The sequence below is a fragment of the Pseudomonas marginalis genome (assembly GCF_024169655.1).
GTDB classification, from domain to species: domain Bacteria; phylum Pseudomonadota; class Gammaproteobacteria; order Pseudomonadales; family Pseudomonadaceae; genus Aquipseudomonas; species Aquipseudomonas paraveronii.
This window is the reverse complement of record NZ_JALJWV010000001.1, coordinates 1,666,056-1,692,437: the sequence shown is the minus strand read 5'-3', so window position 1 is coordinate 1,692,437 and position 26,382 is coordinate 1,666,056. Positions and strand designations below refer to the sequence as shown.

The 26,382-nt window shown below is 61.3% G+C and carries 22 protein-coding genes; 6 read left to right on the top strand and 16 right to left on the bottom strand.

Annotated elements, in window-relative coordinates:
• Positions 1-125 precede the first annotated feature (125 nt).
• From rpsA to mtnA, 8 genes are all read right to left on the bottom strand, one after another.
• The gene (gene rpsA, locus J2Y83_RS07605) at positions 126-1,820 is read right to left on the bottom strand and encodes a 30S ribosomal protein S1 (protein ID WP_253394215.1); all 1,695 of its coding nucleotides are present in this window, start codon (positions 1,818-1,820) and stop codon (positions 126-128) included.
• Between the two features lie 119 nt (positions 1,821-1,939).
• Positions 1,940-2,629, bottom strand: coding sequence for a (d)CMP kinase (gene cmk, locus J2Y83_RS07600; protein ID WP_253394214.1), 690 nt, complete (start codon positions 2,627-2,629; stop codon positions 1,940-1,942).
• The gene (locus J2Y83_RS07595) at positions 2,626-4,836 is read right to left on the bottom strand and encodes a bifunctional prephenate dehydrogenase/3-phosphoshikimate 1-carboxyvinyltransferase (protein WP_253400355.1); all 2,211 of its coding nucleotides are present in this window, start codon (positions 4,834-4,836) and stop codon (positions 2,626-2,628) included. The genes cmk and J2Y83_RS07595 overlap by 4 nt, the downstream gene beginning before the upstream one ends.
• Before the next feature lie 28 nt (positions 4,837-4,864).
• Entirely contained in the window at positions 4,865-5,977 is a 1,113-nt protein-coding gene (gene hisC, locus J2Y83_RS07590; RefSeq protein ID WP_253394213.1) for a histidinol-phosphate transaminase, read from the bottom strand.
• 9 nt (positions 5,978-5,986) lie between these two features.
• Positions 5,987-7,081: a prephenate dehydratase gene (gene pheA / locus J2Y83_RS07585; protein WP_253394211.1), complete on the bottom strand. Its 1,095-nt coding sequence runs from the start codon at positions 7,079-7,081 to the stop codon at positions 5,987-5,989.
• Positions 7,081-8,166: a 3-phosphoserine/phosphohydroxythreonine transaminase gene (serC, locus tag J2Y83_RS07580; RefSeq protein WP_253394209.1), complete on the bottom strand. Its 1,086-nt coding sequence runs from the start codon at positions 8,164-8,166 to the stop codon at positions 7,081-7,083. The genes pheA and serC overlap by 1 nt, the downstream gene beginning before the upstream one ends.
• A 238-nt stretch (positions 8,167-8,404) precedes the next feature.
• Positions 8,405-11,059 (bottom strand): DNA gyrase subunit A, encoded by a 2,655-nt coding sequence (gene gyrA / locus J2Y83_RS07575; RefSeq protein WP_253394207.1) that lies wholly within the window; start codon positions 11,057-11,059, stop codon positions 8,405-8,407.
• Between the two features lie 424 nt (positions 11,060-11,483).
• Positions 11,484-12,560 (bottom strand): S-methyl-5-thioribose-1-phosphate isomerase, encoded by a 1,077-nt coding sequence (gene mtnA, locus J2Y83_RS07570; protein ID WP_253394205.1) that lies wholly within the window; start codon positions 12,558-12,560, stop codon positions 11,484-11,486.
• 109 nt (positions 12,561-12,669) lie between these two features.
• Here mtnA and J2Y83_RS07565 point away from each other — a divergent pair, with 109 nt between their 5' ends.
• From J2Y83_RS07565 to J2Y83_RS07550, 4 genes are all read left to right on the top strand, one after another.
• Complete coding sequence (locus J2Y83_RS07565; RefSeq protein ID WP_253394203.1) at positions 12,670-14,001, top strand: TRZ/ATZ family hydrolase; 1,332 nt, start codon at positions 12,670-12,672, stop codon at positions 13,999-14,001.
• Positions 14,002-14,063: 62 nt separating this feature from the next.
• The gene (ubiG, locus tag J2Y83_RS07560; RefSeq protein ID WP_253394201.1) at positions 14,064-14,762 is read left to right on the top strand and encodes a bifunctional 2-polyprenyl-6-hydroxyphenol methylase/3-demethylubiquinol 3-O-methyltransferase UbiG; all 699 of its coding nucleotides are present in this window, start codon (positions 14,064-14,066) and stop codon (positions 14,760-14,762) included.
• A gap of 4 nt (positions 14,763-14,766) precedes the next feature.
• Positions 14,767-15,438: an N-acetylmuramic acid 6-phosphate phosphatase MupP gene (mupP, locus tag J2Y83_RS07555; RefSeq protein WP_253394199.1), complete on the top strand. Its 672-nt coding sequence runs from the start codon at positions 14,767-14,769 to the stop codon at positions 15,436-15,438.
• A 125-nt stretch (positions 15,439-15,563) separates the two neighbouring features.
• Positions 15,564-16,304, top strand: a complete 741-nt coding sequence (locus J2Y83_RS07550; RefSeq protein WP_247405686.1) for a YciK family oxidoreductase — start codon at positions 15,564-15,566, stop codon at positions 16,302-16,304.
• 130 nt (positions 16,305-16,434) lie between these two features.
• Here the strand turns inward: J2Y83_RS07550 and J2Y83_RS07545 are convergent, their stop codons facing one another.
• Genes J2Y83_RS07545 through J2Y83_RS07520 form a run of 6 tightly spaced genes read right to left on the bottom strand, consistent with a single transcriptional unit; the run spans position 16,435 to position 22,614 of the window.
• Complete coding sequence (locus tag J2Y83_RS07545; protein WP_253394197.1) at positions 16,435-17,949, bottom strand: ABC transporter substrate-binding protein; 1,515 nt, start codon at positions 17,947-17,949, stop codon at positions 16,435-16,437.
• Between the two features lie 15 nt (positions 17,950-17,964).
• On the bottom strand, positions 17,965-18,972 hold the full coding sequence (locus tag J2Y83_RS07540) for an ABC transporter ATP-binding protein (protein ID WP_253394195.1): 1,008 nt from the start codon (positions 18,970-18,972) through the stop codon (positions 17,965-17,967).
• Complete coding sequence (locus J2Y83_RS07535; protein ID WP_253394193.1) at positions 18,969-19,925, bottom strand: ABC transporter ATP-binding protein; 957 nt, start codon at positions 19,923-19,925, stop codon at positions 18,969-18,971. Before J2Y83_RS07535 ends, J2Y83_RS07540 begins: the two co-directional genes overlap by 4 nt.
• A complete protein-coding gene (locus J2Y83_RS07530; protein ID WP_253394191.1) occupies positions 19,922-20,779 on the bottom strand; it encodes an ABC transporter permease in 858 nt (285 codons plus the stop codon). The genes J2Y83_RS07535 and J2Y83_RS07530 overlap by 4 nt, the downstream gene beginning before the upstream one ends.
• On the bottom strand, positions 20,776-21,723 hold the full coding sequence (locus J2Y83_RS07525; RefSeq protein ID WP_253394189.1) for an ABC transporter permease: 948 nt from the start codon (positions 21,721-21,723) through the stop codon (positions 20,776-20,778). Before J2Y83_RS07525 ends, J2Y83_RS07530 begins: the two co-directional genes overlap by 4 nt.
• A gap of 3 nt (positions 21,724-21,726) precedes the next feature.
• Positions 21,727-22,614, bottom strand: coding sequence for a proline iminopeptidase-family hydrolase (locus J2Y83_RS07520; protein ID WP_253394187.1), 888 nt, complete (start codon positions 22,612-22,614; stop codon positions 21,727-21,729).
• 184 nt (positions 22,615-22,798) lie between these two features.
• Between J2Y83_RS07520 and J2Y83_RS07515 the strand changes: the two genes are divergently transcribed.
• Both J2Y83_RS07515 and J2Y83_RS07510 read left to right on the top strand, forming a co-directional pair.
• Positions 22,799-23,563, top strand: a complete 765-nt coding sequence (locus J2Y83_RS07515; protein ID WP_253394185.1) for a LuxR family transcriptional regulator — start codon at positions 22,799-22,801, stop codon at positions 23,561-23,563.
• Positions 23,564-23,655: 92 nt separating this feature from the next.
• Positions 23,656-24,588 carry a proline iminopeptidase-family hydrolase gene (locus J2Y83_RS07510; protein ID WP_253394183.1) on the top strand — a complete coding sequence of 311 codons (933 nt, stop codon included), beginning with the start codon at positions 23,656-23,658 and terminating at the stop codon, positions 24,586-24,588.
• A gap of 38 nt (positions 24,589-24,626) precedes the next feature.
• Here J2Y83_RS07510 and J2Y83_RS07505 read toward each other — a convergent pair whose 3' ends face one another.
• Together J2Y83_RS07505 and J2Y83_RS07500 are read right to left on the bottom strand one after the other, a co-directional pair.
• A complete protein-coding gene (locus J2Y83_RS07505) occupies positions 24,627-26,129 on the bottom strand; it encodes a nucleobase:cation symporter-2 family protein (protein ID WP_253394181.1) in 1,503 nt (500 codons plus the stop codon).
• A gap of 106 nt (positions 26,130-26,235) precedes the next feature.
• Positions 26,236-26,373 carry a hypothetical protein gene (locus tag J2Y83_RS07500; protein ID WP_253394179.1) on the bottom strand — a complete coding sequence of 46 codons (138 nt, stop codon included), beginning with the start codon at positions 26,371-26,373 and terminating at the stop codon, positions 26,236-26,238.
• Between the last annotated feature and the right edge of the window lie 9 nt (positions 26,374-26,382).

The following is a 26,382-nucleotide window of genomic DNA, read 5'->3' as shown; positions in this document are numbered from 1 at the left end:
TCTCTGAAGACTATAATCAGTTCTGACATCAGTCGGCTCTACGTCGTTCTAAGTTGTTGATTCAACAAATTTCAGACACAAAAAAGGGCGACCGAAGTCGCCCTTTTTCTATGGTCTGACAGAACTCAGTTCTGTTTTTCCATTTGTGCACGCAGCAGGTCGCCCAGAGTGGTCGGACCCGAAGCGATGTCAGAGGTAGCTGGCTTGTCGCGCAGGCTCTGGATAGCTTCTTTCTCTTCGATCTCGTCCTTGGACTTGATGGAGAGTTGGATCACGCGGCTCTTGCGGTCAACGCTGATGATCTTGGCTTCTACTTCCTGGCCTTCTTTCAGAACGTTGCGCGCGTCTTCAACGCGGTCACGGCTGATTTCGGAGGCTTTCAGAGTCGCTTCGATATCGTCGGCGAGAGTGATGATGGCGCCTTTAGCGTCAACTTCTTTCACGATGCCTTTAACGATTGCGCCTTTGTCGTTCTCTTGAACGTACTCGGAGAACGGATCGCTTTCCAGTTGCTTGATACCCAGGGAGATGCGCTCGCGCTCTGGGTCAACCGACAGGATAACGGTGTCCAGCTCGTCGCCCTTCTTGAAGCGACGAACAGCTTCTTCGCCCACTTCGTTCCAGGAGATGTCGGACAGGTGAACCAGGCCGTCGATGCCGCCGTCCAGACCAATGAAGATACCGAAATCGGTGATCGACTTGATGGTGCCGGAGATTTTATCGCCCTTGTTGAACTGGCCAGAGAAATCTTCCCATGGGTTAGATTTGCACTGCTTGATGCCCAGGGAGATACGACGACGCTCTTCGTCGATGTCCAGAACCATAACTTCCACTTCGTCGCCGACTTGTACGACTTTCGAAGGGTGGATGTTTTTGTTGGTCCAGTCCATTTCGGAAACGTGTACCAGGCCTTCAACGCCTTCTTCCAGCTCAGCGAAGCAGCCGTAGTCGGTCAGGTTGGTAACACGCGCGGTGACGCGAGTGCTTTCTGGGTAACGGGCTTTGATAGCGACCCATGGATCTTCACCCAGTTGCTTCAGGCCCAGGGAAACACGGTTGCGTTCGCGATCGTATTTCAGAACCTTGACATCAATCTCGTCGCCAACGTTGACGATTTCGGAAGGATGCTTGATACGCTTCCAAGCCATGTCGGTAATGTGCAGCAGGCCATCGACGCCACCCAGATCGACGAATGCGCCGTAATCGGTGAGGTTTTTGACGATACCTTTGACTTGTTGGCCTTCCTGCAGGGATTCCAGCAGAGCTTCACGCTCGGCGGAGTTCTCTGCTTCCAGGACGCTGCGACGGGAAACGACAACGTTGTTGCGTTTCTGATCGAGCTTGATGACCTTGAATTCGAGTTCCTTGCCTTCCAGGTGCGTGGTGTCGCGCACTGGACGGACGTCGACCAAAGAACCTGGCAGGAACGCACGGATGCCGTTAACGTCGACAGTGAAGCCGCCTTTAACCTTACCGTTGATAACGCCCTTGACCACTTCTTCAGCTGCGAAGGCTGCTTCGAGAACAATCCAGCATTCAGCGCGCTTGGCTTTTTCACGGGACAGCTTGGTTTCACCGAAACCGTCTTCAACCGAGTCCAGAGCAACGTGAACTTCGTCACCGACATTGATAGTCAGATCGCCAGCGTCGTTGTAGAACTGCTCAAGCGGGATGAGTGCTTCAGACTTCAGACCAGCGTGAACGGTTACCCAGCGAGCTTGGTAATCGATATCAACGATAACACCGGTGATGATGGAGCCTGCCTGAAGGTTCAGGGTTTTTAGGCTTTCTTCAAAGAGTTCCGCAAAGCTTTCGCTCATTTTAATTCCTGTTGATAAGGGCGAAGAATACGCCCATCTCCACGCCCCAGACGGTGTGGGTTAGTTTCAATTAAAAGAAGCACCGCAGGACTATGACTGGTCCCCTGCAGACTTCTTGGTCACCCGGTGATATCGCGAAGGGCGATTTCACTCAAGATGCGTTCCAACACCTGCTCGATGGACAACTCCGTGGAATCCAGCTGTATGGCATCAGCCGCCGGCTTGAGCGGGGCTACTGCGCGCTGGGTATCACGCTCATCGCGTGCACGAATCTCATCTAGCAGACTCGACAGACTAACACCATCGACTTTGCCCTTCAACTGCAAGTAGCGGCGACGCGCGCGTTCCTCGGCACTGGCGGTCAGGAAAATCTTCAGCGGCGCCTCGGGAAACACCACCGTGCCCATGTCGCGGCCATCGGCCACCAGGCCCGGCGGCTCCTGAAACGCCCGCTGGCGCTGCAGCAGCGCATCACGCACGGCGGGCAGCGCGGCAACTTGGGAAGCCCAGGAACCGACTTGCTCATTACGCAGGTCATCGGTCACATCATCCCCTTCCAGGATGATGCGCTGGGGATGACCTTCTGTCGCACCGACGAACTGCACGTCAAGGTGCGCCGCCAGCAGCTTCAGGGATTCTTCGTTGGTCAGGTCGACGCCGTGGTTGCGGGCAGCAAACGCCAGCAGACGGTACAGCGCGCCGGAATCCAGCAGGCACCAGCCCAGGCGCTTGGCCAGGATGCCGGCGATCGTGCCCTTGCCCGAGCCGCTTGGCCCGTCGATGGTAATCACCGGTGCTTTGATATTCACAATTGAGCCTCTTGGGCAACACGGATGCCGACTTGGGCACACAGTGTAAGAAAATTCGGAAAAGACGTAGCAACATTGGCGCAGTCACGGATACGAATCGGCGCCGCTGCTCGCAGCGAAGCCACGCTGAACGCCATCGCAATCCGGTGATCGCCATGGGCATGGACCTCACCACCGCCCATCAGGCCACCGTCAATGATAATCCCATCAGGGGTGGGTTCACACTTCACGCCCAGCGCCAACAGACCGTCGGCCATGACCTGGATACGGTCGGACTCCTTGACGCGAAGCTCTTGCGCACCGCGTAAGACGGTTCGCCCTTGGGCGCAGGCAGCGGCAACAAACAGCACGGGAAACTCATCAATCGCCAGCGGCACCAGCGCTTCAGGAATCTCGATCCCTTTCAGCGCGGCAGCACGCACCCGCAGGTCGGCCACCGGCTCGCCGCCCACTTCACGCGGGTTTTCCAGGGTGATATCCGCGCCCATCAGCCGCAGGATGTCGATTACCCCGGTGCGCGTCGGATTGATCCCAACATGTTCCAGCAACAGCTCGGAACCTTCGGCAATCGAAGCCGCCACCAGGAAAAACGCCGACGAGGAAATATCCCCCGGCACTTCAATATGGGTGGCCGTCAGCGCATGGCCCGACTCGACCGTCGCCGTTGCACCTACCACCTCCACCGGATAACCAAAACCGCGCAACATGCGCTCGGTATGGTCGCGGGTCGGGGCCGGCTCGGTGACGGAGGTCTTGCCCTCGGCATACAGGCCCGCCAGCAGCAGGCAGGATTTGACCTGCGCACTGGCCATCGGCAGCGTATAGGTCAGGCCTTTCAACTTTTGGCCACCACGAATGGTCAGCGGCGGACGCCCTTGCGGGCCGGTCTCGATCACTGCGCCCATTTCCCGCAGCGGCTCAGCCACGCGATTCATCGGGCGCTTGGACAGCGAAGCATCGCCGGTCAGCACGCTGTCGAAGCGCTGCGCGGCGAGCAAGCCGGACAACAGGCGCATGGACGTGCCGGAGTTGCCGAGATAGATCGGCCCCGGCGCCGGCTTCAAGCCGTGCAACCCGACACCATAAATGATCACGCGCCCATGGTGCGGCCCCTCGATCACCACGCCCATGTCGCGAAACGCCTGCAAGGTCGCCAGGGCATCTTCACCCTCAAGGAAACCCTCGACTTCGGTCACGCCCTCAGCCAACGAACCGAGCATGATCGACCGATGGGAGATCGACTTGTCGCCCGGCACCCGAATACGCCCGCTCAAGCGGCCGCCCGGGTTGGCGAGGAAAGTCAGGTCATCGGCGTTCACTGCGGTTTCCATGTAGGCCCGGCGCGCCAGGATCTTGCTGAAATGTTCACGCGCCACCCGCGCACGGGTAAACACGCCCAATAACTGGTGGCCATCCCCGGCATCGACCGCGTCGCGCAAGGCGTCTAGGTCGCTACGGAAGGTGTCCAGGGTGCGCAACACGGCCTCGCGGTTGGCGAGGAAGATGTCGTGCCACATCACCGGGTCGCTGCCGGCGATCCGCGTGAAATCGCGAAAGCCACCGGCGGCATAGCGAAAAATCTCGAGGTTTTCGTTGCGCTTGGCCAACGAATCCACCAGGCCGAACGCCAGCAGATGGGGCAGATGACTGGTCGCCGCCAGCACTTCATCGTGGCGCTCGACCTGCATATGCTCCACATCCGCGCCCAGCTCGCGCCACAGACGATCGACCACGGCCAAGGCTGCCGGATCGGTTTGCGCCAGTGGCGTCAGAATCACTTTATGCCGACGAAACAACTGCGCATTGGACGCCTCCACCCCGCTCTGCTCGGAACCGGCAATCGGGTGGCCCGGCACAAAACGCGCGGGCATCTCGCCAAACGCCTGCTGCGCCGCCCGCACCACATTGCCCTTGGCACTGCCGACGTCAGTGAGGATCGCCTGGCCGAGGTCCATGCCGGCCAGTACCGCCAGCAACTTCTCCATGGCCAGGATCGGCACGGCGAGCTGAATCACATCGGCGCCCTGGCACGCGAGCGCCAGGTCGGCTTCACAGCGATCGACGACCCCCAACTCAACCGCCAACTTGCGCGATTGCGGGTCCAGGTCCACGCCGACCACTTCGCCACACAACCCGCTCTCGCGCAGGCCTTTGGCGAAGGAACCACCGATCAAGCCCAGACCGACCACCACCAGGCGACCGATCATAGGCACAGCAGGTTGCAATGCAGTGACATCAACCACGAGCCAGAACCTTGGCCAGCGCCTCCAGGAAGCGACTGTTCTCAGCCGGCAGGCCGACGGTGATGCGCAGGTGGTTCGGCATGCCGTAGTTGGCCACCGGACGCACGATCACGCCTTCGCGCAGCAAGCCCTGGAACACCGGGGCCGCCACCTGGCCGAGATCGACGCAGATAAAGTTGCCCTTGGACGGAATCCAGCCCAGGCCCAGCTCACGAAAGCCGGCCTGCAACTGCAGCATGCCGCTTTCGTTGATGCGCCGCCCTTCTTCCAGGTACTCGGCATCCTGCAACGCTGCGCAGGCCGCCGCGAGGGCGAGGCTGTTGACGTTGAACGGTTGGCGCACACGGTTGAGCACATCAGCCACCACCGCCGTCGACAGGCCGTAGCCGACGCGCAGCGATGCCAGGCCATAAGCCTTGGAGAACGTGCGCGAAACCAGCAGGTTCGGGTAGGCCGCGAGGAAATCCAGGCCATCGGGCAGGTCGCTGCCTTCGGCGTACTCGATGTAGGCCTCGTCCAGCACCACCAGCACATGTTCCGGCACATCCTGTAGGAAGTCGTTCAGTGCCTGCGCATCGAACCAGGTGCCGGTCGGGTTGTTCGGGTTGGCGATAAACACGACGCGGGTCTGCGCATCGATCGCCGCCAGCATGGCCGGCAGGTCGTGGCCCCAGTCCTTGGCAGGAATCACCCGCGCTTCGGCACCGACGGCCTGGGTGACGATCGGGTAGACCGCAAACGCGTGTTCGCTGAACACGGCGTTCAGGCCCGGCGCCAGATAGGCGCGACCGACCAGTTCAAGAATGTCGTTGGAACCGTTGCCCAGGGTCACCTGATTCAGCTCGACCCGGCACTTTTGCGCCAGCAGGGACTTGAGGGCAAAACCGTTGCCATCCGGATAACGGGTCAGCTCGGCCAGCTCTTCACGAATCGCCGCCAGGACCTTGGGGCTTGGACCCAGAGGGTTCTCGTTACTGGCCAGCTTGACGATCTTCGTCGGGTCCAGGTTCAACTCACGCGCCAGCTCGTCCACAGGCTTGCCTGGAACGTAAGGCGACAGTTGCTGCACGCCCGGCTGCGCCAGGGCGAGGAAGTTGCCACTCATGTTAACGCCTCACAAAACCGCTTTCGGGTAAGAGCCCAGCACCTTGAGTGCCACGGCTTCCTGACTGATTTTCTCAAGCACGCTTTTGACCAGCGGGTCGCGGTGATGGCCGACGAAGTCGATAAAAAACACGTAGGTCCATTTACCGCTGCGCGAAGGACGAGTCTCGATGCGCGTCAGGTCGATCCCGTTGTCGTGGAACGGCACCAGCAGTTCATGCAGCGCGCCGGGCTTGTTGCTCATGGAGACGATGATCGAGGTCTTGTCGTCGCCGGTGGGCGGCACTTCCTGGCTGCCGATCATCAAAAAGCGCGTGGAGTTGTCCGGGCGGTCTTCGATTTTCTCGGCCAGGCGCGTCAGACCATACAGGCTCGCGGCCATATCCCCGGCAATCGCCGCCGAGTTCCACTCACCCTTGACCCGCTTGGCCGCTTCGGCGTTGCTGGACACCGCCACGCGCTCGACATTCGGGTAGTGCGCATCCAGCCACTTGCGGCACTGGGCCAGGGACTGGGCGTGGGAGTAGATGCGGCTGATGCTGTCGGTCTTGGTGTTTTCACCCACCAACAGGTGGTGGTGGATGCGCAGCTCGACTTCGCCGCAGATCACCATGTCGTGCTCAAGGAAGCTGTCCAGGGTGTGGTTGACCGCGCCTTCGGTGGAGTTTTCCACCGGCACCACGCCAAAATTCACCGCGCCGGCCGCCACTTCACGGAACACTTCGTCGATCGCCGCCATCGGCTTGCTGATCACCGCGTGACCGAAGTGCTTCATCGCCGCCGCCTGGGTGAAGGTGCCTTCCGGGCCGAGGTAAGCCACTTTCAGCGGCTGCTCAAGCGCCAGGCAGGAAGACATGATTTCACGGAACAACCGCGCCATCTCTTCGTTGCCCAACGGCCCCTTGTTGCGCTCCATCACGCGTTTGAGCACCTGGGCTTCACGCTCCGGACGATAGAACACCGGCACTTCGCCTTCCGCCAGGGACGCCATCTTCACCCGCGCCACTTCCTGGGCGCAGCGCGCGCGCTCACTGATCAGCTCCAGGACTTTCTCGTCCAGGCTGTCAATGCGCACGCGCAGGGCCTTGAGTTCTTGCTCAGACATTAGCCGTGTTCCTTTTCGAACTCTGCCATGTAGGCCACCAACGCGTTGATGGCATTGATATCGACAGCGTTGTAGATGGAGGCGCGCATGCCGCCTACCGAACGGTGACCCTTGAGGTTCAGCAGGCCACGCGCCTCGGCACCGACCAGGAACGGCTTGTCCAGGCGGTCGTCGGCCAGACGGAACGGCACGTTCATCCATGAGCGATCGGTCAGGTTGATCGGGTTGCTGTACAGGCCGCTGGCGTCGATGAAGTCGTACAGGGTGCGCTTCTTCACTTCGTTGAGCTTGCCCATGGCGGCAACACCGCCCTGCTCCTTGAGCCACTCGAACACCAGGCCCGAGAGGTACCAGGCAAAGGCCGGCGGCGTGTTGTACATCGAGCCGTTGTCGGCCGCGACCTTGTAGTTGAGCATGGTCGGGCACATCGAACGGGCGCGACCGAGCAGGTCTTCACGGACGATGTTGACCAGGATGCCGCTCGGGCCGATGTTCTTCTGCGCGCCGGCGTAGATCATGCCGTACTTGGACACGTCGATAGGCCGCGAGAGGATATCCGAAGACATGTCGCACACCAGCGGCACGTCACCCACTTGCGGCACCCAGTCGAATTCCAGGCCGCCGATGGTTTCGTTGGCCACGTAGTGTACGTAGGCCGCGTCCTTCGACAGCTTCCACTCGTTCTGACCTGGAATCGCGAAGTAATCGTAAGGCTTGGCGGTACCGGCGACGTTGACGTTGCCGTAGCGCGCAGCTTCTTCGATGGCTTTCTGCGACCAGATACCGGTGTCGATGTAATCGGCCGTGCCGTCTTCGGGCAGCAGGTTCAGCGGCACCTGGGCGAACTGCTGGCTCGCGCCGCCCTGCAGGAACAGCACTTTGTAGTCGGAGGGAATGTCCAGCAAGTCGCGCAGGTCCTGCTCGGCCTTGGTGGCGATGGACACGAACTCATCACTGCGATGGCTCATTTCCATCACAGAGAGGCCTTTTCCATGCCAATCGAGGAGTTCACCCTGCGCGCGCTGCAGGACTGCTTCAGGAAGCGCCGCGGGACCGGCACAGAAGTTATAGGCTCTCTTGCTCACATCCAATCTCACTCTGATCTGGTGGGGGTGGTGCAATAAATCGAATATTAACTGCTAACGCTGCCTGTAGGAGCGGGCTTGCCCGCGAAAAACGCAAGATCACCGCGTTTATCCAGGATGCACGCGTTATCGTTGACGATTTTCGCGGGCAAGCCCGCTCCTACAAGGGGAGCATTGATATTTCAAAGGTGACAAACAACAAGGGGCGAATCTTCATCCGCCCCCCTTGCTTGTCCGCTTATTCCTGCGGTTCTTCTTCGTCTGCGGCAGCGTCGAGGGTCGGTTCGTCGACGTTGTCATCGCCGGTTGCGATCACCTCGCCGTCAAATTCCTCGCCTTCCAGTTCTTCGCCTTCGACTTCCGACGGCTCCTGAACGCGCTCCAAGCCTACCAGCGTCTCGTCGCTGGCCAGCTTGATCAGCGTCACGCCCTGGGTGTTACGACCCAGGCTCGACACTTCGGCAACACGGGTACGCACCAGGGTGCCCTGGTCGGAAATCAGCATGATCTCCTCGCCATCGAGCACCTGGACCGCGCCGACCAGACGGCCGTTGCGATCGTTGCTGACCATGGCGATAACACCCTGGCCGCCACGCTTGTACTCCGGGAACTCGCTGATGGCAGTACGCTTGCCATAACCACGCGCCGAAGCGGTAAGGATCTGGCTGCCTTCTTCCGGGATCAACATGGAAATCAGCTTCTGCCCTTCCGGCAGACGCATGCCGCGCACACCGCGGGCGGTACGGCCCATGGCTCGCACGTCGGACTCTTTGAAGCGCGTCACTTTGCCGCCATCGGAGAACAGCATGACTTCACGCTCGCCATCGGTGATGGCTGCGGAGATCAGTACGTCGCCTTCATCCAGCTCCAGGGCGATCAGGCCCACGCTGCGTTGACGGCTGAAGGATTCCAGCGGGGTCTTCTTCACGGTGCCCTTGGCGGTGGCCATGAAGATGAAGTGACCTTCGGTGTATTCATCGACCGGCAGCATGGTGGTGATGTATTCATCACTGTCCAGCGGCAGCAGGTTGACCAACGGACGACCACGGGCGGCGCGGGAGGCTTCCGGGATTTCGTAGGTTTTCAGCCAGTACACCTTGCCCTTGCTGGAGAACAGCAGCAGCGTGGTGTGGCTGTTGGCGACCAGCAGGTGAGCAATGTAGTCCTCATCCTTCACGCCGGTAGCCGATTTACCTTTACCGCCACGACGCTGGGCCTGGTACGCAGCCAATGGCTGGGTCTTGGCGTAGCCACCGTGGGAAATGGTCACGACGCGCTCTTCTTCCGGGATCATGTCACCCAGGGTCAGGTCGAGACGGGCATCGAGGATTTCGGTGCGGCGCACGTCGCCGTATTCGGCGCGGATCACTTCCAGTTCTTCGCGGATCACTTCCATCAGGCGCACGGCGCTGTTGAGGATGCGGATCAGCTCGCCGATCTGGTTGAGGATCTCCTGGTACTCGGCCAGCAGCTTCTCGTGCTCCAGACCGGTCAGGCGGTGCAGGCGCAGTTCCAGGATGGCCTGGGCCTGTTCCGGCGACAGGAAATACTTGCCCTCGCGCAGACCGTATTGCGGGTCGAGGGTCTCGGGACGGCAGGAATCGGCGCCGGCACGTTCAACCATCGCCACGACGGCGCTGGATTCCCACGGCATCTTGATCAGCGCTTCCTTGGCTTCCGACGGGGTCGGCGAAGCCTTGATCAGGGCGATGACCGGGTCGATGTTCGACAGCGCAACTGCCTGGCCTTCCAGGATGTGGCCGCGCTCGCGGGCCTTGCGCAGTTCGAATACGGTACGGCGGGTCACGACTTCGCGACGGTGACGGACGAAGGCTTCCAGCAGATCCTTGAGGTTCAGGATGCGCGGGCGACCGTCGATCAGGGCCACGACGTTGATACCAAACACGCTTTGCAGCTGGGTCTGGGCGTAGAGGTTGTTGAGGATCACCTCAGGCACTTCGCCACGACGCAGCTCGATCACGACGCGCATACCGTCCTTGTCGGACTCGTCGCGCAGCTCGGTGATGCCTTCGAGCTTCTTCTCCTTGACCAGCTCGGCGATCTTCTCGATCAGACGCGCCTTGTTCAACTGGTAAGGCAGCTCGGTGATGACGATCTGCTGACGGCCACCGACCTTGTCGATGTCTTCGATCATCGAGCGGGCGCGCATGTAAATGCGGCCACGACCGGTGCGATAGGCTTCGATGATGCCGGCGCGACCGTTGATGATCGCGGCGGTCGGGAAGTCCGGACCGGGGATGTATTGCATCAGCTCATCGACGGTCAGCTCAGGGTTGTCGATGAGGGCCAGGCAACCGTCGATGACTTCACCGAGGTTGTGCGGCGGAATGTTGGTGGCCATGCCCACGGCGATACCGCTGGAGCCGTTGACCAGCAGGTTGGGAATCCGGGTCGGCATGACCGCCGGGATCATTTCGGTGCCGTCGTAGTTCGGCACCCAGTCCACGGTTTCTTTGTGCAGGTCGGCCAGCAGCTCGTGCGCCAGCTTGGTCATGCGCACTTCGGTGTATCGCATGGCCGCGGCGTTGTCGCCGTCGACCGAACCGAAGTTGCCCTGGCCGTCTACCAGCAGGTAGCGCAGGGAAAACGGCTGGGCCATCCGAACGATGGTGTCGTACACCGCAGTGTCGCCGTGAGGGTGATACTTACCGATCACGTCACCGACAACACGGGCAGATTTCTTGTACGGCTTGTTCCAGTCGTTACCCAGCTCGCTCATCGCGAACAGCACACGCCGGTGCACGGGCTTCAAGCCATCGCGCGCATCAGGCAGTGCCCGACCGACAATTACGCTCATCGCGTAGTCGAGGTAGGACTGTTTCAGCTCGTCTTCGATATTGACCGGGAGGATTTCTTTGGCCAGTTCGCCCATGAGAAGCCTGATTCCTTTTTCGGGTGAAACCTCGTCACATCCATATGGGACGAACGAAGCTCGCCGCTGCCGGCATGGTGCCTGGCAACGACTTACGACAAATCAACGAGTTATGACACGGATCTGCACGTTAAGGGCAGCCCCTCGGGGCGGCCCTGGAAACCGCCGGATGTTATCACAATCGCCGCCACGCACCTATCCCCCTGACGGGCATGGAGCGTAGTAAGTTGACGGATGACAGGCTTGAGGACGACGAGAGGGCCTCAGAGCCGGGGTGGGGCTGTTTTTACCCGGCAGATCCGAAGAATCTATGGACTTTTAAGGCTGATCGGGGGCAAGCCCCCTCCCACATTTTGACTGTGTTCACAGGTCGAGTGTGGGAGGAGGCTTGCCCCCGATAGCAATCTGGCAGGCACCAACGCCCTCAATGCAGGCGCTTACGGCACATCAACTGGGCGATTTTGGCGGTGTCCGGCCGTTCGACAATGCCCTTTTCAGTCACGATCACGTCGATCAAGTCGGCCGGGGTCACGTCAAATACCGGGTTGAAGGCTTTCACATCAGCGGCGAAGCGCTGGCCGGCGACTTCCAGCAACTCGCCCGCATCACGCTCTTCCAGGGCCACGTCGTCGCCCGCAGCCATCATCAGGTCCAGGGTCGAACTCGGCGCCACCACCATGAAACGCACGCCATGGTGCATGGCGCACACCGCCAATTGATAGGTGCCGATCTTGCCGATCACATCACCATTGGCCGCAATGCAGTCTGCGCCGACGATCACCCAGGTCACGCCCTTGGTCTTGAGGATGTGCGCGCCCGCCGAGTCGGCGTTGACCGTGACGGGGATACCGTCGCCCGCCAGCTCCCAGGCGGTCAGCCGCGAACCCTGCAGCCAGGGCCGGGTTTCGTTGGCGTAGACCTGCTCGACCAATCCCTCCAGAAAGGCAGCACGAATCACCCCGAGGGCCGTACCGAACCCTCCCGTCGCCAGGGCGCCTGCGTTGCCGTGGGTCAGGATCGCCTGAGCATTGCCCTGGTGCTTGCGAATCCGCTCGACGCCCAACTGGGCCATGACGAGGTTGGCTTCGCGGTCGCTTTCATGGATCGCAATCGCTTCGGCTTCCAGCACAGCCAGCGGATTGGCGTGTTTCTTGAGGCGGTCCAGACGGTCGCGCATGCGTTTGAGGGCCCAGAACAGGTTCGCAGCGGTCGGGCGAGTATCGGCCAGAAGTGCGTAGTCTTCTTCCCATGCGGCCTGCCAATCGCCGCCTTCGGCGATCCGCTCGCGGGCGGCGAGTACCAGGCCGTAGGCCGCGCTGATGCCGATGGCCGAGGCGCCGCGCACGACCATCGAACGAATCGCCGTGGCCACCTCATCGGCCGTGGTGCAGGTCACCCAGCTTTCCCGGGACGGCAAAACACGCTGGTCGAGCAGGTGCAGTGCGCCATCGCGCCAATCGATGGCCTTCACTTTCTCCGCAGCCAACAGTCGATCGCGCATCCCTCACCCCGCACTCATGAACAAAAGCCGCCGATTATAGCGATCCGCCAGCCAGGACGCTCGGGTATACTTCGCCCTTCTTTTATAGCTGCCCGGGAAGAAGCCTGCGATGACCTCCACTGCCGCCCCGCTCGACTTATTGCTACTGCCGACGTGGCTGGTACCTGTCGAACCCGCCGGCGTGGTGCTCAAGGAGCATGGCCTGGGCATCCGCGATGGGCGCATTGCCTTTATCGGCCCACGGGCCGCGGCATTGAAACTTTCCGCCGGCGAAGTGCGCGAGCTGCAGGGCATGCTGCTCAGCCCCGGCCTGATCAACGCCCATGGCCACGCGGCGATGAGCCTGTTTCGCGGAATGGCCGATGACCTGCCGCTGATGACCTGGCTGGAAAAGCACATCTGGCCCGCGGAGGCCAAGTGGGTCGATGAAGCCTTCGTGCGCGACGGCACCGACCTGGCCATCGCCGAACAGCTCAAGGGTGGCATTACCTGCTTCTCGGACATGTACTTCTACCCCAAGATTGCCAGTGACTGCGTCCACAACAGCGGGATGCGCGCGCAGATCGCAATTCCGATCCTCGACTTCCCGATTCCTGGCGCCAGCACCGCCGATGAGGCGATTCGCCAGGGCATCGAGCTGTTCGGCGACCTCAAGCATCACCCGCGCATCAAGATCACCTTCGGCCCCCACGCGCCCTACACCGTGAGCGATGCCAACCTGGAAAAGATCCGGGTGATCGCCGAGGAGCTGGACGCCGCGATCCATATGCATGTGCACGAAACCGCGCTTGAGGTACAACAGGCTGTCGAGCGGACCGGCGAACGCCCGTTGGCGCGCCTCGGTCGCCTCGGCCTGCTGGGTCCACGCTTCCAGGCCGTTCACATGACCCAAATCAGCGAGGACGACCTGGCTTTGCTGGTAGAAAGCAACACCAGCGTCATCCATTGCCCGGAATCGAACCTGAAACTGGCTTGTGGCTTCTGCCCGGTGGAGCGTCTGTGGCAGGCTGGCGTCAATGTGGCCATCGGCACCGACGGCGCCGCCAGCAATAATGACCTCGACCTGCTGGGCGAAACCCGCACCGCGGCGATGCTGGCCAAGGCCGTCGCCGGCTCGGCTACCGCCCTGGATGCCCACCGCGCCTTGCGCATGGCGACCCTCAACGGTGCCCGTGCCATGGGCCAGGAAAGCGAGATTGGCTCGTTGGAGGTCGGTAAAGCGGCCGATATCGTCGCCTTTGATCTTTCAGGGTTGGCGCAACAACCGATCTACGATCCGGTCTCACAGCTTATATATGCCACCGGACGCGATTGCGTGAAACACCTTTGGGTCGCCGGCAAGCAGTTGCTCGACAACCGGCAATTGACCCGCATGGATGAACCACAGTTGACCGCCATGGCCATTGCCTGGGGCCAGCGCATCAGCGGGCACCGCGAATAACGCCGGTCCTGAACCCGTGTTCAGGGCCGACAAACCGATTTATCAGATTTAGAGGAACCACCATGAGCAACGTCGACCACGCCGAAATCGCCAAATTCGAAGCCCTGGCCCACCGCTGGTGGGACCGCGAAAGCGAGTTCAAACCCCTGCACGACATCAACCCGCTGCGGGTCAACTGGATTGACGAGCGCATCAACCTGGCCGGCAAGAAGGTGCTGGACGTCGGTTGCGGCGGCGGCATTCTCAGCGAAGCCATGGCTCAGCGCGGCGCTACCGTGATGGGCATCGACATGGGCGAAGCGCCGTTGGCCGTGGCCCAGTTGCATCAGCTGGAATCCGGGGTGAATGTCGAATACCGCCAGATCACCGCCGAAGCCCTGGCCGAGGAAATGCCCGAGCAGTTCGACGTGATCACCTGCCTGGAAATGCTCGAACACGTGCCGGACCCGTCCTCGGTGATCCGCGCTTGCTTCCGTATGGTCAAGCCCGGCGGCCAGGTGTTCCTCTCCACCATCAACCGCAACCCCAAGGCCTACCTGTTCGCGATCATCGGCGCCGAATACATCATGAAGCTGCTGCCCCGCGGCACCCACGACTTCAAGAAATTCATCCGCCCGTCCGAGTTGGGTGCCTGGAGCCGTCAGGCCGGGCTGAGCGTCAAGGACATCATCGGCCTGACCTACAACCCGCTGACCAAGCACTACAAGCTGGCCAGCGACGTCGACGTCAACTACATGATCCAGACCCTGCGCGAGGAGTAAGCCTGTGAAGTTGCGAGCGGTTCTCTTCGACATGGACGGTACCCTGCTGGACACCGCGCCGGACTTTATCGCCATCTGCCAGGCCATGCGCGCCGACCGCAACCTGGCACCGATCAACGACCAGCATATCCGCGATGAAATCTCCGGCGGCGCACGGGCGATGGTCGCCGTGACGTTCTCGATGGACCCTGAATCCCCAGGTTTTGAAGAACTGCGCCTGGAGTTCCTCGAGCGCTACCTCAAGGGCTGCGCGATCCACAGCACGTTGTTCGACGGCATGGCCGAGCTGCTGGAAGACATCGAAAAGTCCAAGCTGATCTGGGGCGTGGTCACCAACAAACCGCTGCGCTTTGCCGAGCCGATCATGCAGCAGTTAGGCCTGGCCGAGCGCTCGGCACTGCTGATCTGCCCGGACCATGTGACACACAGCAAGCCGCACCCGGAGCCGCTGATCCTGGCGTGCCAGATGCTCAACCTGGACCCGGCCAGCGTGCTGTTCGTCGGCGATGACCTGCGCGACATCGAGTCCGGCCGCGACGCCGGCACCCGCACGGCGGCGGTCACCTATGGCTACATCCACCCGGACGACAACCCGCGTCACTGGGGCGCGGATGTGGTGGTGGACCACCCGCTGGAATTGCGCAAGGTGCTGGATAACGCGCTGTGCAGTTGCTGATGGTTTACCGGTTTTGCTGACCTATGAAGATCCAATGTGGGAGGGAGCTTGCTCCCTCCCACATTGGATCTTCACTGCGCTCAAGATTGGGGTTTGCAACCTACTGAATTTTGTCGAGGCTATTTATGTTTGATTACTCTGCACGTCCCGAACTGCTCAAAGACCGCGTCATCCTGGTGACCGGTGCCGGTCGCGGGATTGGCGCGGCGGCGGCGAAAACCTATGCCGCCCATGGCGCGACCGTGCTGTTGCTGGGCAAGACCGAAGCCAACCTGGCCCAGGTGTACGACGAGATCGAAGCCGCCGGCCACCCGCAACCGGTGGTGATCCCGTTCAACCTGGAGACTGCCCTGCCCCATCAGTACGATGAGCTGGCGGCGATGATCGAAAAGGAATTCGGCCACCTCGACGGCCTGCTGCACAACGCCTCGATCATCGGCCCACGCACGCCGATCGAGCAGTTGTCCGGTGAGAACTTCATGCGGGTGATGCACATCAACGTCAACGCGATGTTCATGCTGACCAGCACGCTGTTGCCGCTGCTCAAGCTGTCCCAGGACGCCTCGGTGGTGTTCACTTCCAGCAGCGTCGGGCGCAAGGGCCGGGCGTATTGGGGGGCCTATGGCGTGTCGAAATTCGCCACCGAAGGCCTGATGCAAACCCTGGCCGACGAGCTCGACACCGTTGCGCCGGTACGGGCCAACAGCATCAACCCCGGCGCCACGCGCACCAGCATGCGGGCCCAGGCCTATCCGGGGGAAAACCCGGCCGACAACCCGGCGCCGGAAGACATCATGCCGGTGTACTTGTACCTGATGGGGCCGGACAGTACCGGGATCAATGGACAGGCGTTTGACGCGCAGTAGCCGCTGACACAACCTGAACAAAATGTGGGAGGGGGCTTGCCCCCGATAGCAGGGTGTCAGTCACTGTATGTGTGACTGACCCACCGCTATCGGGGGCAAGCCCCCTCCCACATTTATTTAGCAGTGTTCTTTAGTTTTTCACCACTTCCTCGAGGGTGAAACGGCCCAGTGGGTTTTGCAGGAAGTTACTCACATTCTTGCGTGAGATGTTGATGTATGGGCTGTAGTACAGGTCGATCCAGTTCACATCCTGTTTCGCCAGTTTCTGCAGTTCGACATACATCTGCTCACGCTTGGCCGGGTCGGCCTCGATGCGCGCCGCCGTCACCAACGCCTTGACCTTGTCGTTCTTGTAGCGGGTCATGTAGTTCTGGTTGGTGTCGTGGCCCAGTACGAAGGTGGTCTTCTGGTCCGGGTCGAGGATGTCGTTGGTCCAGTACATCACCGAAATATCGTACTCACCGTCCACCAGCATCTGCCAGCTTTGGGTCGGGTCGACTTTCTGCAGGTTGGCCGTCACGCCGACCTTGGCCAACTGGTCCTTGATGATCACCGCGATCTGCTCGTCGGCTTCGTTGCCAGCGTTGACCACGTAGTTCAGCTTCAAGTCCTTGGCACCGGCATCGGCCAGCAGTTTCTTCGCGGCGGTCGGGTCATACGGGCGTTGCAGGTTGTTGGCGTAGTGGTACAGCGAGCCTTTGGGGATGTAGGAATAGGCCACGGTGCCTTGACCGTAAGTGGCCGTCTTCACCAGCGATTGTTTATCGATGGCCATGTCCAGCGCCTGGCGAACTTCCGGTTTGGCCAGCAGGCCGTGCTCATGGTTGATCAGCAGGTGATCTTCGCGGGTGGACGGGTCGGAATGGATCACCACGTTTTTGTCTTTTTTCAGCTCTTCAACCCGTGAGAACGGTACGAAGATCGCCGTATCCAGTTCGTTGTTCTGCACCATGCGCATGCGCGTGTTGTCGTCGGTCACCGAGACCCACTCCACGCCATCCAGGCTGACGTTTTTGGCCTGCCAGAAGTTCGGGTTTTTCTTCAGGATCACCCGATCGCCCTTGCGCCATTCGTCCACGGTGAACGCTCCGGAGGTCACCGGGTTTTGCGCGTAGGCGTCTTCGCCCATTTTGGTCATGGCCTTTTCCGACAGGATCGACACCGTCGGCGACGCCAGTTGCGAGAGGAAGGCGACCGCCGGGGTCTTCAGCGTCACCACTAGGGTTTGCGGATCGGCGGCCTTGGCCGTGTCGATCAGGCTGAATGGGTCGCTCCACAGCGAGGCCTTGTTGTCGCGGATGCGCAACAGGCTGAACGCCGCATCCTCTGCCGTGATCGGCGTGCCATCCGAGAACTTCGCCGCACGCAGCTTGAAGGTGTAGGTCAGGCCGTCCTTGGAAATCTCCCAGTTTTCTGCCAGCCCCGGTTCCATCTTGGTGCCCAGGTTATCCACGCGTACCAGGGTGTCGTAGACGTTGGCGAATACCCAGGTGTCGCGGTTTTGCGCGCTTTTGATCGGGTCGAACGTGGTGCTGTCTTCACGGCAACCGATGGTGAGGACACCGGCGGCCTGGGCAAGACCGGCGGTCAGCGACCAGGCGGTCAATGTCGCGGCGGCGAGCAACTTCAAGTGGCGTGATTGCATGTCATAACTCCTTGTTTATAACGGCGGTTGTTCAAGAATGGCAGGGGTGGGCTGAAGCAAAGGTTTTTCAAGCACGCAACTGTACCGATGCTCGTGCAGGAAATGAGTAGGCGGCAATACCACGGAACACATGGCTTGGGCATACCGGCAACGCGGGTGAAACGCACAGCCTGTAGGCAAGTTCAGCGGGCTCGGTGGCTCGCCGGGTAACGGCTCTGTGGGCAACGGCCGATGCGGATCGATCTCGGGAATCGCCTGGATCAGCGCCGCCGTATACGGATGACGCGGTGAGGTGAAGACCGCTTCCACCGGCCCCTCCTCGACGATCTTGCCCAGGTACATCACCGCTACCCGGTCGCACAGGCGGCGCACGATGGCCAGGTCATGGGCGATAAACAGGATCGCCAGGTTCATGCGCTGTTGCAGTTCCAGCAACAGGTTGATGATCTGGCCCTGGATCGATACATCCAGGGCCGCCACGCACTCATCGGCAATGATCAAGCGCGGTTCCACCGCCAGCGCCCGGGCGATACCGACCCGTTGGCACTGGCCGCCGCTGAGGGAGCCGGGCTTGCGAGCGGCCAATTCAGGGCGCAGGCCGACCAGCTCGAGTAACTCGTCGACACGCCGCGCGATCTGCTGCGGCGCGACTTTGCGCTGTACCCGTAACACTTCGGCAAGGGTTTCGCCGACCGTGTGGCGTGGGTTCAGCGCGGCATACGGGTCCTGGAAGATCATCGCGGTTTCATGGCGCAGGCGGGCGATGTCGATGGCGCTGCCGTGTGCCATGTCGATGCCGTCGAACAGCACCTGCCCGGCGCTGATCGGGTTGAGGTGCAGAATCGCCCGGCCAAGGCTGCTTTTGCCGCTGCCGGATTCGCCCACCAGGCCCAGGGTCTCGCCCGCCGCGAGGTTCAGCGACACTCCGTTGACCGCCCTCACCCACTGCTTGTTGAGGCCGAACATGCCGCTGCCGGACGCGGCAAACCGCACTTCCAGGTCCTTGATCTGCAACAGGCTCATGGGCGACCTCCCAACGGATAGTGACAGGCCACCCGCGCACCTTGCGGCAACACTTCGGTACATAGGCTGCCGACCTGCGGACAACGCGGGTGGAAGCGGCACCCGGCGGGCAACGCATCCAGCAATGGCGGCTGACCCGCGATGGTGCGCAGCAAAGCGTGGCCGGTGCTGTGGGCCGGCTGGCAGTCGATCAGGCCCGCGGTATACGGGTGCCGGGGATGGGCGAGCAGCTCGTATTTACTGGCGTGCTCGCACAGGCGCCCGGCGTACATCACCGCGATGGTGTCGCAGGTTTGCGCCACCACGCCGAGGTCGTGGGTGATCATGATGATCGACAGGCCGCGCTGGTCGCGCAGATCGAGCAACAGCCGCAGGATTTGCGCCTGCACAGTCACATCGAGGGCCGTGGTGGGTTCGTCGGCAATCAGCACCCTCGGGTTGCAGCCCAATGCCACGGCGATCATGGCGCGCTGGCGCATGCCGCCGGAAAACTCGTGGGGGTAGTTGTCGACCCGTGCCTGGGGATCGGGAATACCCACTTGGCGCAACACCTCGATGGCTTGCCGGCGCGCGTCTTTTTTCGACGCGCCTTGATGCAGGCGGATGCCCTCGGCGATCTGCTCGCCGATGCGCATCAGCGGGTCGAGGTGGCTGCTGGGGTTCTGGAAAATCATGCCCAATTGCCCGCCGCGTACCGCGCGCATGCCCGCGTCGTCCAGTTGCAGCAAGTCCTGGCCGGCCAGGCACACCGCACCGCCCTGCACGCGCAGGTTGGGCGACGGCAATAGACGTATCAGCCCGCGACAGGCCATGGTCTTGCCCGAACCGCTTTCGCCCACCAGGCCGAGGATTTCGCCTTCGGCCAAGTCGAAGGAGACGCGGTCGACCAGGGTCACCTCGCGTCCGGCATTGTTGGCAATCACGCTCAGATCGCGCACTTGAAGCAGGCTCATGCGCGCTCTCCCAGCACTTGCGCCACGCCATCGGCGAGCAGGCTGAAGCCCATCGCCAAGGTCACGATGGCCAGGCCCGGGAAAGTGCAGATCCACCAGGCGGTGGTAATAAAGGCTTGCCCTTCGGCGACCATCGTCCCCCACTCGGCGGTCGGCGGTTGCACGCCCAGGCCCAGGTAACTCACGGCCGCGCCATTGAGCAGCACCAGCACCGCGTCAGACATGGAAAACACAATCGAGCCAAACATCGCATTCGGTAGCAAATGCCGGAACAGAATGCGCCCATGACCAAAGCCGAGGCTTTTCGCCGCCAGGGCGAAGTCACTTTCCTTGAGCACCAGGATCTGCGAGCGGATCAACCGCGCATACGACACCCAGCCCACCAGCGTCATGGCGATATAAAAACTCTTCAAGCCCGGACCGAGGATGGCCATGATTGCCAGCATCAACACCAGGAACGGGAACGCCAGGATCACGTCAATGATGCGCATGCAGACGCTGTCGAAACGCCCGCCGATATAGCCGGAGACCGCGCCGATAACGGTGCCGAGCATGAACGGGAAGATCACCCCGATAATCGCCAATTGCAGGTCGATGCGTGCGCCCCAGATCACCCGCGAGAGAATGTCGCGACCGTAATTATCCGTACCGAAGGGATGGCCCAGGCTCGGCCCGAGCAAACTGATATCGGTGTTCTGCGCAATCGGGTCGAACGGCGCGATCCATGGCGCAAACAGCGCCAGGCCTAGCCACGTCAACAGAATCAGCATGCCCCACGCGGCGGTCAGCCGCCCGTCGCGCAAGCCAAAGCGCAGGCGCACGCGCCATGGGGCAATCAAGGGACGGCTGCTCATTGCATCTTCACCCGCGGGTCGAGGGCGACGGTCACCACATCCGCCACGAAGTTGACCAGCACCGTCGCACAGGCCAGCACCATGGCCACGCCCTGCACCACCATGTAGTCGCGGGTAAAGATGCCGCGCACCAGCAACTGGCCGATGCCGGGAATGGCGAACAGGCTTTCGATGACCACCGTGCCGCTGATCAGCCAACCGATATTCACCGCCAGCAGGTTGACCGCCGGCACCAGGGCATTGGGCAGCACATGCCGACGAAACACCGCCGCTTCCGACAACCCGCGCGCCCGGGCGGCGGTGACAGGGTCCGCCTGCAACTCCATCAACATGCTCGCCCGCAGGTTGCGCACCAGCACCGCCGACAGGGCCAGGGCGATGGTCAGGCACGGCAGGACCATATGGTGCGCCTTGTCCAGCCAAGTGCGACCGTAACCGGACACCGGAAACAGGCCCCATTGCACACTGAACAGCAGGATCAGCATCAACCCCAGCCAAAATGCCGGCATGCCCAGGCCGACGGTGGTGAACACGCGGATCAGGTTGTCCGCCCAACCGCCTTTGCGACGCGCCGCGACAGTGGCCAGCGGCACTGCAATCAGCAGCGCCAGCAGCACACTGCCGAGCACCAGCACCAGGGTTGGCTCGATACGGGTGACGATCAGCTTCAACGCATCGACCTTGTACAGCAGCGATTGGCCGAGGTCGCCCTTGAGCAGGTTTTTCAGGAAGTAAAAATATTGCAGCCACAGGGGCTGGTCGAGCCCGAACTGTGCGCGGATCTTCAGTAACGCATCCGGCGTGCTGCGCGAGCCGAGCAGCGCGCGCGCCGGGTCACCGGGAATCGAGCGCACCAGCACGAAGGTGATCAGGCTGATGCCAAACAGCACCGGCAGCAATTGCAGCGGCCGGGTCAGCACAAAGCGGTAGCGCGCCAGGTTCATCCGTCAGCCTCGGTGACGCGCGAGGAAGTCCAGCAGTACCGGGAAGTACGCCTGGGGCTCTTCATAAAATGGCATATGACTGCTGTTGGGGAACACCTGCAATTCGGCGTGCCGGGCGGCCAGTTTCATGCGCAGGGCGCAGGCTGGGGTGAGTTCGTCGTGCTGGCCGGTGGTGATCAGCATCGGCATCTTGAACTCAGCCATCTCGGCGATGCGGTTCCAGTCCTTGAGGTTACCGATATACAGAAATTCGTTGGGGCCCTGCATGGTTGCGTAGGGGCCCATGTTCCAGTCGTCGAGGGAGCGCCGGAGCGGCGCCGGCCACTCGTCCAGGCGGCACACGTGGCGATAGGTGAGCAAGGTGATCGCGGCCTGGTACTGCGGGTGATCCAGCGTGCCCATGGCTTCATGGCGCTGCATCATCGCCACGGTTTCGCTGCCGAGGGCGCCGCGCAGGCGTTCGAGTTCCCGGGAGAGGTGCGGAATGTCGCCGACGGTGTTTTCCAGGATCAGGCTTTTCAGCGCATCGGGGTAACGGATGGCGTATTCGATGCCCAGCCAGCCGCCCCAGGAATGCCCGAGCAGATGCACACGGCCCAGGCCCAGGGTTTGGCGCACGGTTTCGACTTCTTCGACATAACGGCCGATTTCCCACAGGGAAACTTCGGTCGGTCTGGCTGAAGCACCGGTGCCAAGCTGGTCGAATGCAACCACTCGCAGGTCATGCTCTTTGAGCCAGCCATGGGCGTCGCGCAAGTAGTCACACGGCAGCCCCGGCCCGCCGTTGAGGCACAACAGCACCTCATCGCCTTCGCCAAAGCTGTAGACCACGAGGTCATGGCCATCGACTTGCACGGTGTACTGCTGGTCGGGGGCTATTTCACGCCACATGCATACGTTCCTTGTGTGGTATCGGCCTGGCGGGTTGCGGCCGCTTATGAGGCCATAAGCTACCGAGGATGCCGTGCATCCATAACCTAGTATTTCTTATAGGTTTGGCCTGGCAGTCCTTCGCCGGGGCGTGGCATTCTACTTGCAGCAAGTCGAGATTCATATGAATTCGGGAGCAGAACGGATGCTGGCCAAGCTAACTGCCTTCAATCACCGTCTCATGCCGGGCAGGAGCCTGGATGAGCAGATGGACAATACGTTTATCCTCGCCCAACAGCTGGGTTTCGATGCGCTGGTGTATGACTATTCGCCGGTGCCCATCGACCTCAACGGTGCGTTGATCACACCTTCTGTGCTGCAACTGCGCAACACCCCTTCCGATTGGCACGCCTTATGGTGCAGCGAAGGGTTTTACCAGATCGATCCGGTGCAGCACCTGGCCTTGAGCACGGTGTCGCCGTTTGTCTGGTCCTACGAGGCCAAGGCGCAAACCGCGCTGCAGAAGATCATGGACCCGTGCCACGCCCCCGTCTCGTCTTACCTGCATGATCAGCAACTGACCTGCGGCGTCAGCGTGCCGATTCACCTGCCCCGGGGCGGCTTCGCATCGTTGACCGGCTTGCGCACCGGCAAGGCGCACACGGTGCTGGAGGATGCGCAGCAAACCTTGTCGGATTTCAACCTGATTTCCCATGCATTGCAGGAAGCGGCCTACCCGTTGTTCAGCAATGAACTACGCACCTACCCGCATATCCGTCTGACCAAACGCGAGCGCGAGTGCCTGAAATGGGCCGCCGACGGCCTGACCGCCGCCGAAATCGCCACGCAGTTGAGCCGCTCACTGGCGGTAGTCACCCTGCATCTCGCCTCAGCGATGCACAAACTGGGGGCGAAAAATCGCGTACAGGCCGTGGTGCGCGCCACCCATTATCGCTTGCTGGAGGGTTGACCCTCGGCAAAACCTAGCTGTTTTGCTAGTTACCTAAACGTTCTGTGCCGATTATCGTGTCCCTGATCCTTTTTTTCAAAGCAGGGTACGAAATGGAATTCATCGAGAAAATCCGCGAAGGGTACGCGCCCTTCGGCCCCTATCAGACCTGGTACCGCATCACCGGCGACCTGACCTCCGGCCGTACACCGTTGGTGATCATCCACGGCGGTCCCGGCTGCACCCATGACTATGTCGACGCCTTCAAGGACGTTGCCGCCAGTGGCCATGCTGTCATCCACTACGACCAACTGGGCAACGGCCGCTCCACGCACTTGCCCGACAAAGACCCGTCCTTCTGGACTGTCAGCCTGTTCCTCGACGAACTGAACAACCTGCTGGACCACCTGCAAATCAGCCAGAACTACGCAATTCTCGGGCAATCCTGGGGCGGCATGCTCGGCAGCGAACATGCGATTCTGCAACCCAAGGGCCTGCGTGCGTTTATCCCGGCCAACTCGCCCACCTGCATGCGTACCTGGGTCAGCGAAGCCAACCGCCTGCGTCAGCTGCTGCCCGAAGGCGTGCATGAAACCCTGCTCAAGCATGAAGCCGCCGGCACCTACCAGGACCCGGAATATCTCGCCGCCTCGCGAATTTTCTACGACCAGCACGTCTGCCGGGTCAACCCATGGCCAGACGAGGTCGCGCGCACTTTCGCCCAGGTCGATGCAGACCCGACCGTGTACCACGCCATGAGCGGCCCGACCGAGTTCCATGTGATCGGCAGTTTGAAGGACTGGAACGTGATTGGCCGTCTGTCGGCGATCAAGGTGCCGACCCTGGTGATCTCCGGCCGGCATGACGAAGCCACACCGTTGGTGGTCAAGCCGTTCCTGGATGAAATCGCGGATGTGCGCTGGGCGCTGTTTGAAGACTCCAGCCACATGCCCCATGTGGAAGAACGCCAGGCGTGCATGGGGACCGTGGTGAAGTTTTTGGATGAGGCGTGTTCTGTGCCGCACAAAGCCCTTAAGGCTGGCTGAGGTCCACCGTGGGAGCGAGTTTGCTCGCTCCCACCCATTCAGGCTTCGCTGGTCTCGGCCTTCGGCGCTTTTTTCGACACCTCGGCCAGCAGCGGAATCTCCTTCCCTTCGGCATCAAACAGCTTGCCACCCCTGAAGTAATCGCCCTCGCGCAAGACTGCCACGTCCTGGAAACACAGGCTGCGCTCAGTCCCCGCCACAAACACCGACTGCTGGTCCGAGTTGCCGGCAGTGAAGTGATTGAACGTCAGGTTCAGCAGAATCGCCATGATCGCCGAGGAACTGATGCCCGAATGAAAAATGGTCGCGAACCAGCCAGGAAAGTGATCATAGAAATTCGGCGCGGCAATGGGGATCATGCCGAAACCGATCGAGGTGGCAACGATGATCAGGTTCATGTTGTTGCGGTAATCCACCTTGGACAAGGTGCGAATACCGCTCGCCGCCACGGTGCCGAACAATACAATCCCGGCACCGCCCAATACCGAGGTCGGCACTGCCGCAATCACCCGCCCCATAAACGGCAGCAGGCCGAGGATGACCAGGAACACCCCGCCCGTCGCGACCACAAACCGACTTTTCACCCCGGTAACCGCGACCAGGCCGACGTTCTGGGCGAACGCGCTCTGGGTAAACGAACCAAAAATCGGCGCAAACATGCTCGACAGCATGTCGGCACGCAAGCCGTTACCCAGGCGTTTGGAGTCGACTTTGGTGTCGATGATCTCGCCCACGGCCAGGATGTCCGCCGAGGTCTCCACCAGCGTCACCATCACCACAATGCACATGGAAATGATCGCCGCCACATGGAAGGTCGGCACGCCGAAATGAAAGGGCGCAGGGAAGCCGAACATCGGCCCCTGGCTCACGCCGGAAAAGTCCGCCATGCCGAGGAACACCGCAATCACGGTGCCGATCACCATCGCCAACAGGATTGATAACCGCGAGATCGCCGCGCTGCCGATTTTGCTCAGCAACAACACCAGCACCAGCGTCAGCGCGGCCAGGCCGACATTCGCCATGCTGCCGAAATCCGCCGCGTGGCTGTTGCCGCCCATGGCCCAGCGCGCGGCCACCGGCATCAGGGTCAGGCCGATGGTCGTGATCACAATGCCGGTCACCAACGGCGGGAAAAACCGGGTGATCCGCGAGAACACCGGCGTGATCAGTAGCCCGATAAACGACGCAGCCATCACCGCCCCGAGAATCGCCGGCACCCCACCGGCGCCATCACTGCCGACAATCGCCACCATCGTCGCCACTCCGGAAAACGACACGCCCTGCACCAGCGGCAACTGACAGCCAAAGAACGGCAGGCCAAGGGTTTGCAACAGCGTGGCCAGGCCACCGGCAAACAGCGACGCGGCGATCAACAGGCCAATATCCGCCGGCGACAACCCGGCCGCCTGGCCAATAATCAACGGCACGGCAACGATGCCGCCATACATAGTGAGCACATGCTGCAGGCCGTAAGCCATGTTGGCGGCGACGCCGAGATTCTCATCTTCGGGCCGTTGCGGTGACGCCTTCGGGATAGTCATGGTGAGCGGGTCTCTGTTTTTGTTGTGGGGCCACTGTATGCAATACCTGGACTATATGTCCATAGAGTTGTATACAATCACCCGAACAAGATCCCATCCCACGGTGTTACAAAATCGCCAATCGCACGTCGACGACCACGCTGAATAGGGCAGTGACGTTCCAGGGCGTATCGCTCAAGACGCGGAAGAAACCGCAATCACGTGTGGGCGTTGGCGTGCCTGCGATGCAGACAACGCGGCGCATCAGGTTCAC